Raw genomic sequence first — 14,251 nt, 5'->3', positions numbered from 1 at the left:
TTGAATGAACATACCAATCATAGGATGCATTATGTTAGAAAATCTCTAAAAGCCAGATATATTGCTATATTGACCACGTTTATTATGTTAGTGAATGCCATGGTGCCAGCCTTGGCTATTGGAAATACGCAGGCCCAGGAGTCATTCTCTAAGGCCACTGCCTACTTGTCTGCTCTGGAAAAAAGGCAGGGGAGCCTGCCACATTGGGGGTACATGGCCTTAAAGTTGAGCGGCCGAGCCATGGAAGAGACATCCATCCATAAAGCCATTGCAGAACAGGCAGCCTATACCCGTGAGTCTGGGGAAACCAATGATTATGTAAATTTGGTTTTCCTCCTATTGGCCGCCGGAAAGGATCCCGGTAATTTTGAGGGGGATGATCTGTTTCAGAGGTTGTGTCAATCCCAACTGCCCAGTGGCAAGTTTCCTGACAATTTGGTGGAGGGCGGTAGCCGACTTAACAATACCCACATGTGGGTTTCAGTTCTTCTGGCTGCCCATGGTCAACCCTGGGCGGCAGAAAGCCGCAAAAAGGCCCTTGGGTATTTAATTGCTCAACAGCATGCCGATGGTTCCTTTAACTGGGATGTTCAGAATCGAGAGACCGCTGATGTGGATTCCACTGGCATGGCCCTGATAGCTTTGGGCGCATTGGGAGAAAGGGTCGGCAGTCCCGTGGTGGATAAGGCGCTGGCCTATCTGGCAGGGGCACAACAGAAATCAGGCGGCTTCCAATCCTGGGGGGTGGAGAATCCCGAAAGCACCTTTATGGTTATCAGCGGATTGTTGGCGGTAGGAGCCGATCCTGCAGATAAACCCTGGCAAAAAAAAGGCGGACTGCTGGAGGCGTTACAATCCTTTCAACTCCCCGATGGTGCCTTTGCCCATCTCCAAGGAGGCGGGGCCAATACCCTGGCCACAGCCCAGGGAGCCCTTGGGCTATACAGCCTAGCAACTTCCCAACCATTTTTTAGGGGATTGTCTCAAGAACGTAACAACCAGGAAAGTCTCTCCCCGTCAATCCTTGCTTTGGTTGATGAAGTACGCTTTCAGCCCGGTGAAGCAACCTATGGGGTGAGCAGACAAGGAAGCACCCTAAAGGAGCCGATGGACGTGGCCCCCCTTGTACAAGAAGGACGTATCTTTGTTCCGGTGAGATACATGGCCAAGGCCTTGGGTATTCGGGACAACGGTATCCGATGGGACCAACAGACGCAAAGGGTTTCTCTAGAACATGAACAACAGCAGGTGCAATTGGTGCTAGGAGAAAAATATAACCTAGTCAACGGACAGAAAAGGAAGATGGATGTGGAACCCGTTCTGCAACAGGGAAGGATTTTTCTCCCGGCTCGTTTCGTAGCCGAGGGTTTTGGCTATAGAGTATCTTGGGATGAAAGGGAACAGGCGGTTATTATCCGTCCTTGAGGAAAAACATATGGGGAATGGGGAAAACACCTTTACTTTAACGCCGCTGTTAACCCGCTTTCATCCGGGAGTTGCAGTGAGTTATTTCCTTTGCATGCTTATTCTCATCATGCTCCTGGACCATCCCGTATTTTTGGTAGGCACGCTCTGTTTGTCAGCCACCATGGCCCAGGGGCTTAGAAGCGTCGAAGACTGGAATAATTATATGCGGCTTGGCCTGATGATGAGTGTCATTGTGCTGTTTGTCAACCCGCTTTTTGTCAGAGCAGGGGAAACTATCCTCTGGTGGGGGCCAAAACTACCCTTGTTGGGACACATGTTCATAACTTTGGAGGCCATCTGTTATGGAGCTGCCATGAGTTTAAAATTGTTAAATGCCTTTAGTTTATTTTTTCTCTTTAGTCGTATGGTTCATCCCGATCAGATTCTCTCTCTGTTTTCAGGGACTCTTTTTCGCTCCGCCTTGGTGCTATCTTTGGCCACCCGTTTGTTTCCCACCGTGGCCCAAAGGCTGAAGAGTATCCAGGAAATCCAGCGACTGAGGGGTGTCCAATTTGAACAGGGATCCCGACGGGAACGGCTAGGCAAGTATGGTGGTCTGGTGGAAACTCTATTGTATTCGTCTTTGGAAGACGCATTGGAGACGGCGGAAGCCATGGAGGCCCGAGGGTTTAACAGTGGTCCCCGCACCCGCTACCGCCGGGATCTTTGGCGGCCCCGGGATAGTATCTGCCTGACCGGTATATTTATCGTCTTGGCGGTGTTCCTCTATGGAATTTGGGAAGGCAGCTTGCTTTTTACTTTTTATCCGGCACTGGATCCCCTGCTGATGGACAAAAAGGGGCTGGGGATATTCATAGCCTTGTTTTCAGGACTTTCTGTACCAATGCTCTTAAATTGGGGGTGGAACCGATGGCCATCTTTACGATCAAAAATTTGATGTATTGTTACCCGGATTCCCAGCAACCGGCTCTGGATCAAATCAATTTGAACATAGAGGAAGGTGAGTTCGTACTGGTTTTGGGTGGATCGGGGTCTGGGAAATCTTCTCTAGCCCGGGCATTGGCCGGTTTAATCCCCCGATTTTATGGAGGACGTTTTGGCGGTCAATTAACTTACCGCAATCAATCCATTCCTCAAATGGAGCCAGGCCAAATGGCCAGGGAAGTGGGTATTGTCTTTCAAGACCCGGAAAAACAACTGGTGATGACCAATGTGGAGGCTGAACTGGCCTTTGGTCTGGAAAACCTGGGTATGCCCGAAGAAGAAATGGGCTGGCGCATGGCAGAGGTCATGGATTTTTTAAACTTATCCTCTTTAACTCATAAAGCAGTGCAACAACTCTCTGGTGGGGAGAAACAGCGCTTGGTTTTGGGTGCGGTTTTGGCCATGCGCCCAAGGGTTTTGATTTTGGATGAGCCCACCTCCCAGTTAGATCCGGTGGCAGCCGAAGAAATACTTGCTTTTCTTCGGCGGTTGAATGAAGAGATGGGCATGACCATCATTTTGGTAGAACAGCGTTTGGAGAGGTGTTTTCATCTAGCCGATCGGGTGTTATACATGGAAAAAGGACAGGTGCGCTTCAATGATCCACCGGACAGGATGGCGGAGTGGGCCGTGGAACGAGGAGTTCCCTTTTTGCCGCCAGTGGCCACCTTTTTTGCCAGAATAGGGATAAAGCCACTTCCCATCACCATTGCGGCGGGGCGAAAGTTCATGGGCCAGTTCATGGATAGACAAAAAGAGCTCTCTGGGCAGGAAGGGGTTCGCCGGGGTCTTTCTCGGACTACAGAACAGAGGAAAATAAGTGGTCCCATCCTGTCAGAAACTGTACATAGGACTGATCAGGAACCAAGGCGAGAACCGTCGGTGTCCTTGGACCGGCTGTGGTATGCTTATCCTGACGGTCATGAGGCCGTTAAGGATTTGAGTCTGAAAATTTTTCCGGGGGAATTGCTCGTGATCTTGGGTGCCAATGGGGCCGGGAAATCCACCTTACTCAAACTGATCGCCGGGTTATTGAAACCGGGTCGGGGCTGTATTACTGTGGTTGATAAAGGCCACAAGAAACATGGCCTAGTAGGGAGACCGGGGCGTCTGGCCTATCTGGCCCAGAACCCCAATGACTACTTGCTTCAGGATACGGTACAAGAAGAAATTGCTTTTAGCTTGAAACAATATGGATTGCCAGACGATGGCATTGTGGAGCAATTGCTGCAAGGTTTTCACTTAGACGAGTACCGACATTGTCATCCCCGGGACTTAAGCGGTGGTCAGCGCCAGAGGGTTGCCCTTGCATCGGTACTGGTTACCCGTCCGGATCTTTTATTGCTGGACGAACCGACCCGGGGCATGGATGTGCGCTTGAAAGAAGAGTTGACCATGCGACTTCGAGAATACACTCAAGGCGGTGCTGCCGTTATCATGATTACCCATGATATAGAATTTGCAGCCCGGACTGCTTCCCATGTGGCTGTGCTTCATCGGGGCAGGCTTGTCCGTAAGGGGTCAACCTTGGATGTAATGGGCAATGGAATTTTTTATACCACCCAATTGGGCAGGTTGAGCCAGGGATTTACCAATCCCCTTCTTACGGTAGAAGAAGCGTTGGCCCGGTGGGAATTGTTGCGGAGTAAAGGCAGGGGGATTATAAGTGGGAGAAGGAAAACTGTTTAGACGTAAAAAATGGGGGAGATGGGCACTAGGGCTGGCTGTGGCAGCGATTTTATGGATAACCGCTGGTAGCTTCAGTAACCAGGTAGCTGGAGGGCAAAACTGGGGATTGCTGGGTCTGGGTGTGGCCTTTTTGATCTTGGCCTTGTTGTTTATAGCCTTTGAACAAAAGCAGGCTTCCTCCCGGGAACTGGCTATAATTGCCGCCTTGGGAGCCCTTGCTGCTGCCAGCAGGGTCCCCTTTTCTTTTTTGCCTGGCATTCAGCCTGTCACCTTTTTGACGGTTTTAAGCGGGTATGTTTTCGGTCTACGGGCCGGATTCATGGTGGGTGCTTCTGCAGCATTGGTCTCCAACTTCTTCCTGGGACAGGGTCCATGGACTCCCTGGCAGATGCTGGCCTGGGGGTTGGCTGGAGCCTCAGGCAGTTTTCTGTCCAAAGTATTTCCTCATATACAGCGTTGGGCAATGGTTTTGTTTCTTTTTAGTTGGGGTTTCCTATATGGTTGGATTATGAATCTTTGGCATTGGCTGGGGTTTGTATATCCCCACACGTGGCAAACCTTTTTGGCTACTTATGCAGCCAGCTTTTCCATTGATGCCATGCATGCAATAGGCAATAGCATGTTTTACCTATTTTTTGGAGAACGGTTTACGCAGATATTGCGGCGATTTGCTCGGCGGTTGAGGGTGGAGCCATGGTCATAGAATCGAGTATTGCATGATATTAGACTCTACTGTGGTGTATCAAAAAACTGCTCCTTTGGCTTGATAAATCATGTTATGAGTTGAAAAATTTAAGGAAATAGGTGATAAAATAGGGAACAAGTACTGATTACTTTACTGATACAGGAGGGTATCCTATGCAATTCAATTTTTACTGTCCCACCAAGTTATTCTTTGGCCAGGGCTGCCTAGAACAAAACAGCAGTGAACTGGCGGCCTTAGGTAAGAGAGCCTTGATTGTCACCGGAGGTAGTTCTTCTAAAAAGAATGGTTCCCTGGAGGACATGACTACTGCCCTACATAAAGAAGGAATTGAATATCAAATATTTAATGAGGTAGAACAAAACCCCAGCCTTGCCACCGTATTACGAGGGGGGCAGCGGGCTAAGGAAATGGGAGCTGATTTCATCGTTGGTATCGGCGGGGGCAGTCCCCTGGATGCTGCCAAAGCCATAGCTGTCATGGCGATTAACGAGATAAGCCAGCAGGATTTAATGGCCAAGAAATGGACCAATGAACCTCTGCCAACGGTAGCAGTTCCCACCACTGCCGGTACCGGCAGTGAGGTAACTCCCTATGCCGTATTGACGGTGGATTGGGCAGAAACCAAGATGTCCATTGCCGGGGAGAAGCTGTTTCCAACCCTAGCCTTCCTTGATGGCAGATATATGCTGAACCTACCATGGAGTATCACTGCCAATACTGCGGTGGATGCCCTGTCCCATAGTATCGAGGGGTATATCAGCAACCGTGCCACAGTTTATTCCGACCTGTTGGCCCTGGAAAGCATCCGTATCCTTGGCCAGTTGTTGAGAACTATAAACCCTGATAGTATTTCCCTGGCTGAGAGGGAAGAATTGCTCTACGCCTCCACGTTGGCAGGCATCGTCATTGCTCAAACTGGCACAAGTGTAGTTCATGCCCTGGGCTATCCATTAACCTATTATAAGGATCTGCCCCACGGCTTGGCCAACGGTGTGACCACGAAAGCCGCTCTGGAGTTTATGGCTCAGGATGCCCCCGACAGGGTGAAACAGGTAATAAAAGCAATGGGCTGTCATGACCTTGCAGAAGTAGGAAACTTGTTCAATAAAGTGTTGCCGGCTGTAGATATTAAGCTAACCGCCGAAGAACAGGCAAGGTTTGTGGAAAAAACCCTGCAGGCCAAAAACCTGACCAACTGTCCCAGAAGGCCTGAGGAGAAGGATATTTATGAAATGCTGAGGAGAAGCAACCTGGTGGAACTTGTGTAGATAAATAATCTCCTGCAGCCCATGAATGACTTAGCTAAAATCTATTGAGTAATATTAAATATCCCCCTCTATACATATCTTTTACTATGTATAGAGGGGGATATCTGTTGGTCAAATATCGGTATCAACCTAAACGGAAAAAATCTTATTTTATTATATTTGCAATAATGTTTTTTAAGTACAAAATAAATTCCTTTTGTATAACAGGTAAATAACTCTTCTTATATACAATACCGATAGAGAGAGGTATCTTTAGGTTTGCAATATCTAACGGTACCAATTTTCCCGAGAGTACATAGATGTCATTTAACGACATAACACGGGGTAACAATGCCAACCCATTTCCTTGAGATGCCATTCTTTTAATACTTTCCCGGTCGTTAAAACGTAAAATATTTAGATGTTTAGTATTACCAAACTCCTCTAAGTCCTTGTCTGATACGTTATTTTTATAGATAACCAAAGGATAATTGTATATCTCTTCTATGCTCACCTGATGCTTATAGGATAAAGGGTTATTAGGTCCTGCATAGAAGCATAACTCATCTAAAAACAGATCTTCATAATAAATATTATTTTTTCTGGCTTTTACCAGAAAATCTTTTTTTTCATAATCACATAGGCCAATTATTCCGATGTCTGTGTCACCGCTGTCTAGTTCCCGTAGGATATTTGTATTGTCCTCTTCTCGAATATGAATATTTATATGGGGATATTCTTCCTTAAAACTGGAGAATACCTCCAGGATAATAAAATTACAGATGGCCGGCATGGTGGTAACGTTTATGTTACCCTTTACGGTTTGTTCGGTAAACATATTTTTAATTTCCTCAGCCTCCTGTACAATTCGGGAGGCTTTTTCAACAACAATTCGGCCCGCTTCGGTGGCTTCAACACCGTTTTGAGATCGAATGAAAATTTTAGTATTTAATTCATCTTCCAGGTTGCTGATGGCAGAACTAAGGGAAGGTTGTGAAATATAAAGTTGCTTAGCAGCTTTGGATATGGATTTTTGTTTGTCAACTTCTACGATGTAATACAGCTGCTCTAATCGCACTTTGTTCGCTCCTTTGTGATGATTATTACTAATAACAGAAATCTTTTTTATTATAACGCAAAAGAACTTATAAACATATAGGTTTTGCCTATACCATTATACTTAGTGTGTATTTTACATGACATTTATCCCTGAATTAAAATAAAAACATAGTCGGCGATGCGACAAAGAACGCCAAAAAGTGATCAGGGGGAGGTATATGTAGTTTTCTAGGATTCATTTAGTGAAAATAAACATAATCACGACATTAGAAATATTATAGAGAGTGGGGGCTTAATATGAGTGAAGTGACCTGTACACCCATTGAATCAGCAGAAAACAAAACTAAAAATGCATCAAGTATAAGTACATTACTCTTAAAGTGGGCCGTAACTATTTTAATACCCTTGGCAATTTGGCTTTCACCGATACCCTTGGAGTCTAATCACAAGTTATTTTTAGCACTTACCATGTGGGCCGTTGTTACCTGGGTGGTTGAGGTATTACCTAACGAAATGGTAGCCATGACACTGCCAGTCCTTTATTTAGTTTCTGGTCTTGCACCGGCTAACGTTATCTTCGATGCCTTTGGAGCTATTCCTGTTTGGACAACTCCCGGTGCCATGCTGATTGGTTTAGCCATTATGGTAACCGGCTTAGGGAAAAGGATTGCTTTCTGGACACTTTTACGAATGAAAAATTACACAGTGTTTTCCTTATCCGTAGCCATTACGATTATTGGTGTTGTCCTTATGTTTATTTGTCCTGATAACTTGGCGCGATTCGCTGTACTTGCTCCCATTGCCATTAGTATCTGCCAGATCATGGGTTATCAGCCTAAAAGTAAAGAGGCTACCGTCTTAATGCTGGTGGCGTTCTTTGCCGGGGCTGCTTCCGGAATCGGTATTCTTACCAGTGCATCACAAAACATCATGGTGAACAGCCTTTACACCGAAGCTGTAGGTCATCCCATCAAATGGGTGGAGTGGGCTGCACATAACTTTATTCCTTCATTATTCTGGATTACTTTTTCATTAATATCTGCCATTATCATTTATCGACCTCAAAAAAATATTAACCAAGCCAATCAAAACGAAGCTATTCGCAAAAAGGTTACTGAACAGTACCAGCAATTGGGTGCCTTTAATGTTAGGGAATTAAGAGTGCTGCTTTATGTGGTTGCTATTATTGGTGTGTATCTTTTACAACCAGTTTTAAACTTTACCTTTGCCCCAGACTGGGTCTTTGTACTAATTTTACCCTTGATTTTCCTACCTAGCGTTGGCCTGTTAGAAAAGGAAGATTTTGAAAAGATTAACCTGAACATTATGTTCTTCATTGCCGGTGCTATTTCCATCGGCGTGGTGGCTGGTCATATTGGTTTTAGTAAGGTTTTGGCTGGCAGCTTGGCACCTATGCTGCAAGGATCTCCCTTAAAGATTATGGCTATTATTTGGTTCTTTGGTGTGGCAGTTAACTTTGTTCTGACACCTCTGGCTGCTCTGGCAACCTTCACAGACTTACTGGTGGGCATAGCTGCTAAACTGGGGTTGGGTGCTCTTCCTCTTGTTTATACCCTTAACTACGCGATGGATATTTATATCTTACCTTACGAATATGCCATCCTGTTGTTTGCCTTTGGTTATGGTTATATGAACTTTCGGGATGTATTTAAAGCCCTTTGTATTCGTTCTGTTTTAGGCTTCATCTTATTAACCTGTATTTGCTATCCCTATTGGAAATTAGTTGGCCTCTTCTAATATATGGTTTATTTTGTGGTAAAAAATGACATTAAGGAGGATGACCTATGCAAAATATTTCTGCCAAGAGAGTTATGCTGCTGGGTATTGATGGTGCAGACCCGGCCTTTATGAAGCCCTTGATGGATGCTGGAAGGCTGCCAAATATAAAGAGAATGGCCGATATGGGAGCTTGCCATGAGAATTGTGAAATGATGGGTGCTGTACCCACCATTACCCCTCCCTGCTGGTCCACTCTGGGAAACGGTGCTTATCCTGGTACCCATGGTATCACCTGTTTTTGGACACATTTTAAGGGCAAGGCCTTAGATGAAATTGAGTTTGGTATGAACTCCCGTATCGTGAAGGCTGAAACCATCTGGAACTTGTATGCCAAAAACGGTCACAAAGTGTTGGTATACCATTATCCTACTTCCTGGCCCCCGTCCGAGGATCCCGAAGTGTTGAAAAACATTATCTTAGTAGACGGAACCTGCCCGGAAACCCCCTTTTTCACCGCCCAGGTGGACTACGAAAAAGTAGTAAAAGCCAGTGAAAATTCCGAGTTCAAGGCCCCTGTCTATAAAGCCTGTGAGGTTGATGAAACCGGCGCCGGCTGCTTTATGAGTGAAGAGATTTCCGATGAAAAGGGTAATACCTCCCTCAAAATGACCAGTATTGTATTAAGCGAAGCGGACGGCATTGACGGTGAAAACGGTGCAGCGGGCAAACACGATGTTGTTCAAACACCCATTAAGCCTGCCAAAGGTTGGGTTGCTGCCCCGGCAGGTGCCAAAGAATTCGGTATTATTGTTAATAAAGGTGAAACCAGACGCTACGGATTAATTCTGGCCAACGAAAAGGGTGAATATGATCGGGTAGCTATCTATAAGAGTAAGAAGGATGCTGAGCCAATGGTGGTGGTGAATACCACCGATTGGAGCGAATGTGTCTACGATGTATACAAGCAAGATGGTAAGGATGTTCGGATCGGTCGTTATTACCGTATTATGCACCTTGCCTCAGATGGCTCCGAGTTACGTTTGTACATTTCCTTTGCGGCGAACCTGGATGACTTCCACTTGATTCACCCTGAAGAATTAGGACGCGAACTCTTTGACAAATTCGGCGTTATTCCCTTTGTTTCTCACTCCACCAGTCACGATAAAGAGCTGGCACAAATTGTATTGGAATCCTGGCAAAGACAGGCACGCTGGCATGCTGAGACTCTGAAATACCTGATTGAAAAGCACAACCCCACCCTGGTTTATACCCATCTGCACTCGGTGGATCTGATGGGGCACCTGTTTACCGCTAACCTGCGTCCCAGCCACCAGGATCATGAGTTTTTCCGTGAACTGATGGCCAAGAGCTACGAACTGTCCGATGATTGGGTAGGTGAGTTCTTGCCTTACATGGAGGACCAAGAAACGACCCTCTTCTTGGTTTCCGACCACGGTCTAACAGCAGGGGAAGAAAATCCACCGTTGTTGGCTGATCCCTGGGGTATTAATGCCGGTGTTATGTCCGAACTGGGCTACATTGGCTTAAAAAATGACGAAAAAGGTAAGCCCGCCATTGATTGGAGTAAAACAAAAGCGGTGGCCCAGCGTTCTGGGTATATATACATTAACCTGAAGGGTCGAGATCCCGAGGGTATTGTGGACCCTTCAGAATACGATGAACTGGTTACCAAAATTATTGATGATCTCTATGCCTACAGAGATAAAAAGACCGGCAAGCGTGTGGTAGCCTTTGCACTACGGTCAGAGGATCAGAAGATTATTGGTCTGGGCGGCGAAAACTGTGGTGACATTTACTACATTCTGGAGCCGGATTTTAACCGGATTCACGGGGACTCATTACCGACCTATGGCAAACACGGTACCTCGGTAATGTCCATCTTTATTGCCGCAGGTGCCGGTGTAAAACAAAACTATCGTACCGAGCGGGTAATTCGCCAGGTGGACGTTGTTCCTACCATTGCAGATCTGCTGGGAGGTCCCGTGCCGGCCCAATGCGAAGGCGGGATTCTTTATCAATTACTTAATAAATATGGTCAGTAGCTGTTAACAACGAATATACGGTGAAAATGAAGTTTTTATTTTCACCGTATTTGTTCTTAAACTATAAATAATGAGAGGGATAGTATATGAGCAATACAACCCATGATATCATCATTATCGGTGCTGGACCTGCGGGGTTAGCGGCAGGAATTTATGGTGCCAGAGCCAAACTGCGTACCCTTATTATCGAAAAAGGTGCCATAGGGGGTATGGCCTCTAATACCCGGGAAATCGTTAACTATCCCGGATTTAAACAAACCTCTGGTACTGCGTTAACCAAAGAGATGGCTGAGCATGCCAAGGAAATGGGAACGGAAATCATCAAGGGAGAAGTAAAAACCGTAGACCTATCCGGGGAGATTAAAAGAGTCGTTACCCGTAAAAAACAAGAATTCACTGCCCGGGCGGTGATCTTGGCAACGGGTACATTACCCCGGGTGTTGGGGATTCCCGGTGAAAAGGAACTAAGGGGTAATGGTGTAGCCTATTGCGCCACCTGTGATGCGGAATTCTTTGAAGGTCAGCATGTGGTAGTGGTGGGCAGCGGCGATCAGGCCATTGAAGAGGGAATGTTCATTGCTAAGTTTGCCAATCAAGTTACGGTTATTGTTTTACATGATGAAGGAAAACTTGACTGCAACCGCCTAAGTGCAGAAAAGGCACTGCATCACCCAAAACTGAAGTTTGTTTGGAACTCTACCCTTACTGCGGTACAGGGTGATGAGGAAGTTACAGGTGTACAGGTTAAAAACATTAAAACTGGAGAAATGTCAGAGATTCCCTGCCAGGGTGTGTTCTTCTTCGTGGGTATGATACCTGCTACTCACTTCCTAAAAGGACAGGTGGAGTTAGATGATCGTGGTTATGTGATGGTAAATGATTTATTGGAAACCTCTGTGGAAGGGGTCTTTGCCGCCGGTGACCTGCGTCCCAAATACCTACGCCAGGTGGTTACGGCCACAGCCGATGGAGCTGCGGCGGTTGTTGCCGCAGAGCGTTACTTGCAAGAAAAAGAAAACCTACGTACCACTGTTTTAGAAGCAGAAAAACCCGTTATCCTGGCTTTCTGGAGCCCTGAAGATCAGGCCAGTTTACAGGCAGTTAGTCGTGTAGAAAAGGTAGTGAGTGAACTGCCAAATGAATATTTGTTTGTTAAGACAGATGTTACCCGCCAAAGGATGTTAGCTAAGAAATATCAAGTAACCACCCTGCCCAGGGTATTCGTATTAAACAAGGGTGAGGTTGTTCAGACCATTGATACTGACGCAGAAGTAGATGATATTAAAGAAATATTAAAGGCCCTCATACAACAGGCATAGTAAAAAATAATTAATACCATAGGAGGATACCATTATGGCTGACATATTAAGAGCGCTTGATCCTGATAACTTTGATGAAGTGGTCTACGAAGCAGATAACCCGGTTGTGGTGATGTTTGGTGCCGAACGCTGTCATGTTTGTCAGGAGGTAAAACCCGGGGTAGAGTCCCTGGCAGAAAACTATAAGGACCAGGCAGAATTTTGCTGGGTGGATGTGGATGCCCACAAAAGTCTTCTGGAACGTTTTCGGCTTAAAGGTATCCCCCAAGTATTGTTTTTCAACGAAGGGGAATTAAATGCTAAACTTGGCGGACTCAGAGAAGAAGAAGAACTGGAAGAAAAATTAACAGAGCTTTTATAAGGATAATGGCGGGAAAATATAAGTTGTAAAAACTTTCTTCCCGCCTTATTTGCAATATATTTGTGAATGGAGAAAGATAAAATGATTTATATGTTAATGGTCTTCCTGGCCGGCTGCAGTTTTGGTTTGGTTTCAACAGTGGTAAAGCTGGCCTATGGCAGTGGTTTACAGCCGGATGCAGTAATTTTTGCTCAGTTTTTTTTAGGATGGGCTATTTTGGTAGCCCTTAGTTTGTTTGTGCCTCGCCATAAAATTGACCTTAAAACCGGACTCAAGCTAATCATGGTTGGCATAACCAATAGTTTAGCAGGAATATTATTCTTTTTATCCCTTAAGACACTTCCTGCTTCCATTGCCATTGTGATTATGTTTCAATTTACTTGGATTGGTGTAATTATTGAAGCCATCGCCGATCGCAAATGGCCTGGTAAAGAAAAAATCATCTCCCTGCCGTTTTTAATAATGGGTATATTATTGGCCGGTGGTGTATTTGGTAGCGAAATAAAACTAGATATCATGGGAGTTATTTATGCGTGTCTTACAGCCCTAACCTTTGCCTTTTTCATTTTCTTTAGTGGCTGCGTGGCACCGAATCATCCGCCCATAAACCGAAGTGTATGGATTATTTCTGGTGCACTTTTATTTACTTTTGTTTTATATCCGCCTAAATTTTTAATAACTGGTGGTATAGAGGGCGGTTTATTGGGGTACGGTTTGGTCTTGGGTTTACTGGGGCCGGTTATCCCCACCTTGTTCCTAGCCAAAGGGGTACCTCAAATTGGACCAGGCATGGCAACCATTCTTGCTTCCTCTGAGTTACCCGTAGCTGTGATAGCATCGTCCATTATGCTGGGTGAATACGTATCACCATTACAATGGTGTGGCGTACTTTTAATTTTGTTAGGTATTTGTTTACCTCAATTAAGTCAATTGAAAAATCAAACAGGCAAAACAACTTAGTAAAGTAAAAATATATGTTAATTTGAGTGAGAATTATATTTAGACCTTTTTCATATCAGGATTTTTTTCAAAAGAGTCGTTGATAAGTAGATCAACGGCTCTTTAATATGATACCGACTAATGATAAATTAATTACTCCTCTTACTTTACAGAACTATTCAATTTCTCATTATTATCCGTCCATACAAACTCATCTAATATTCTCTGCACACGGGGCATAAATTCCCCGGCCATATCCTCTGGGTAATGGGTTAACACGTGAAAAACACGGTCTTTATGCTGGCACACAGCTAGGTTACCTAGGTATGTTTGGTCTTTGTGCCTGTGGGGTAAAAAAAGATACTCATATAGGCGTCTTTACGTTTTATACCTCCAAAGTTAGCGATTATATCAAAACTGTCTCGCCTAGTCTAACTCTTTCCACATCCATATCACCGGGGATATAGGTATAAAAGGAGAAGGGAGACCCGTCCAACAATTTTAGCTCAACCTCCCGCTCTAACCTACCTATCTTAATACTTCCTTTCTTAACTTTGGACCTGGCCCCGGTATCATCAGGAAGGTTTTGTTTATCCTTCCTAATACTATCTTTCTGGCTTATTTTTTTAACTGGCTCCGGGTTGATATTTTTACTACAACCAGTAAGCACCAGCAAGCATAGTAATAAACGTAATATTAGTATCTTACTTTTCATT

Annotated in this window: 12 protein-coding genes; 10 read left to right on the top strand and 2 right to left on the bottom strand. The window is 45.1% G+C overall.

Annotated elements, in window-relative coordinates:
- The 5 genes from DRED_RS14290 (at position 1) to DRED_RS14270 (ending at position 6,075) form a co-directional block, all read left to right on the top strand.
- On the top strand, positions 1-1,425 hold the full coding sequence (locus tag DRED_RS14290) for a stalk domain-containing protein (protein WP_011878981.1): 1,425 nt from the start codon (positions 1-3) through the stop codon (positions 1,423-1,425).
- Positions 1,391-2,365, top strand: coding sequence for an energy-coupling factor transporter transmembrane component T (locus DRED_RS14285; RefSeq protein ID WP_238442533.1), 975 nt, complete (start codon positions 1,391-1,393; stop codon positions 2,363-2,365). The genes DRED_RS14290 and DRED_RS14285 overlap by 35 nt, the downstream gene beginning before the upstream one ends.
- Positions 2,338-4,101 carry an ABC transporter ATP-binding protein gene (locus tag DRED_RS14280; protein ID WP_011878979.1) on the top strand — a complete coding sequence of 588 codons (1,764 nt, stop codon included), beginning with the start codon at positions 2,338-2,340 and terminating at the stop codon, positions 4,099-4,101. Before DRED_RS14285 ends, DRED_RS14280 begins: the two co-directional genes overlap by 28 nt.
- Entirely contained in the window at positions 4,079-4,804 is a 726-nt protein-coding gene (locus DRED_RS14275) for an ECF transporter S component family protein (RefSeq protein WP_011878978.1), read from the top strand. The genes DRED_RS14280 and DRED_RS14275 overlap by 23 nt, the downstream gene beginning before the upstream one ends.
- 155 nt (positions 4,805-4,959) lie before the next feature.
- The gene (locus DRED_RS14270; protein ID WP_011878977.1) at positions 4,960-6,075 is read left to right on the top strand and encodes an iron-containing alcohol dehydrogenase family protein; all 1,116 of its coding nucleotides are present in this window, start codon (positions 4,960-4,962) and stop codon (positions 6,073-6,075) included.
- 145 nt (positions 6,076-6,220) lie between these two features.
- Here DRED_RS14270 and DRED_RS14265 read toward each other — a convergent pair whose 3' ends face one another.
- A complete protein-coding gene (locus DRED_RS14265) occupies positions 6,221-7,132 on the bottom strand; it encodes a LysR family transcriptional regulator (protein WP_011878976.1) in 912 nt (303 codons plus the stop codon).
- Between the two features lie 278 nt (positions 7,133-7,410).
- On the opposite strand from DRED_RS14265, the gene DRED_RS14260 reads away from it, so the two are divergent.
- From DRED_RS14260 to DRED_RS14240, 5 genes are all read left to right on the top strand, one after another.
- A complete protein-coding gene (locus DRED_RS14260) occupies positions 7,411-8,871 on the top strand; it encodes an SLC13 family permease (RefSeq protein WP_011878975.1) in 1,461 nt (486 codons plus the stop codon).
- 47 nt (positions 8,872-8,918) lie between these two features.
- Positions 8,919-10,916 (top strand): alkaline phosphatase family protein, encoded by a 1,998-nt coding sequence (locus DRED_RS14255; RefSeq protein ID WP_011878974.1) that lies wholly within the window; start codon positions 8,919-8,921, stop codon positions 10,914-10,916.
- Between the two features lie 86 nt (positions 10,917-11,002).
- A complete protein-coding gene (trxB, locus tag DRED_RS14250; RefSeq protein ID WP_011878973.1) occupies positions 11,003-12,235 on the top strand; it encodes a thioredoxin-disulfide reductase in 1,233 nt (410 codons plus the stop codon).
- Positions 12,236-12,269: 34 nt separating this feature from the next.
- Entirely contained in the window at positions 12,270-12,596 is a 327-nt protein-coding gene (locus tag DRED_RS14245) for a thioredoxin family protein (RefSeq protein ID WP_011878972.1), read from the top strand.
- Between the two features lie 81 nt (positions 12,597-12,677).
- Positions 12,678-13,556, top strand: a complete 879-nt coding sequence (locus DRED_RS14240; protein ID WP_011878971.1) for an EamA family transporter — start codon at positions 12,678-12,680, stop codon at positions 13,554-13,556.
- Between the two features lie 385 nt (positions 13,557-13,941).
- On the opposite strand, the gene DRED_RS14235 is transcribed toward DRED_RS14240, so the two are convergent.
- Complete coding sequence (locus tag DRED_RS14235) at positions 13,942-14,250, bottom strand: hypothetical protein (RefSeq protein WP_011878970.1); 309 nt, start codon at positions 14,248-14,250, stop codon at positions 13,942-13,944.
- Position 14,251: the final 1 nt, after the last annotated feature.

Source organism: Desulforamulus reducens MI-1 (genome assembly GCF_000016165.1).
Lineage (GTDB): Bacteria > Bacillota > Desulfotomaculia > Desulfotomaculales > Desulfotomaculaceae > Desulfotomaculum > Desulfotomaculum reducens.
The sequence above is the reverse complement of the archived record's forward strand: the minus strand, read 5'-3'. Positions and strand labels throughout refer to the sequence as shown.

What these genes read in the sequence shown, in the direction of transcription:
- DRED_RS14280 (WP_011878979.1), top strand. Translation starts at nt 2,338, where the DNA reads ATGGCCATCTTTACGATCAAAAATTTGATGTATTGTTACCCGGATTCC.
- DRED_RS14285 (WP_238442533.1), top strand. Translation starts at nt 1,391, where the DNA reads ATGAAAGGGAACAGGCGGTTATTATCCGTCCTTGAGGAAAAACATATG.
- trxB (WP_011878973.1), top strand. Translation starts at nt 11,003, where the DNA reads ATGAGCAATACAACCCATGATATCATCATTATCGGTGCTGGACCTGCG.
- DRED_RS14235 (WP_011878970.1), bottom strand. Translation starts at nt 14,250, where the DNA reads ATGAAAAGTAAGATACTAATATTACGTTTATTACTATGCTTGCTGGTG.
- DRED_RS14240 (WP_011878971.1), top strand. Translation starts at nt 12,678, where the DNA reads ATGATTTATATGTTAATGGTCTTCCTGGCCGGCTGCAGTTTTGGTTTG.
- DRED_RS14255 (WP_011878974.1), top strand. Translation starts at nt 8,919, where the DNA reads ATGCAAAATATTTCTGCCAAGAGAGTTATGCTGCTGGGTATTGATGGT.
- DRED_RS14270 (WP_011878977.1), top strand. Translation starts at nt 4,960, where the DNA reads ATGCAATTCAATTTTTACTGTCCCACCAAGTTATTCTTTGGCCAGGGC.
- DRED_RS14260 (WP_011878975.1), top strand. Translation starts at nt 7,411, where the DNA reads ATGAGTGAAGTGACCTGTACACCCATTGAATCAGCAGAAAACAAAACT.
- DRED_RS14245 (WP_011878972.1), top strand. Translation starts at nt 12,270, where the DNA reads ATGGCTGACATATTAAGAGCGCTTGATCCTGATAACTTTGATGAAGTG.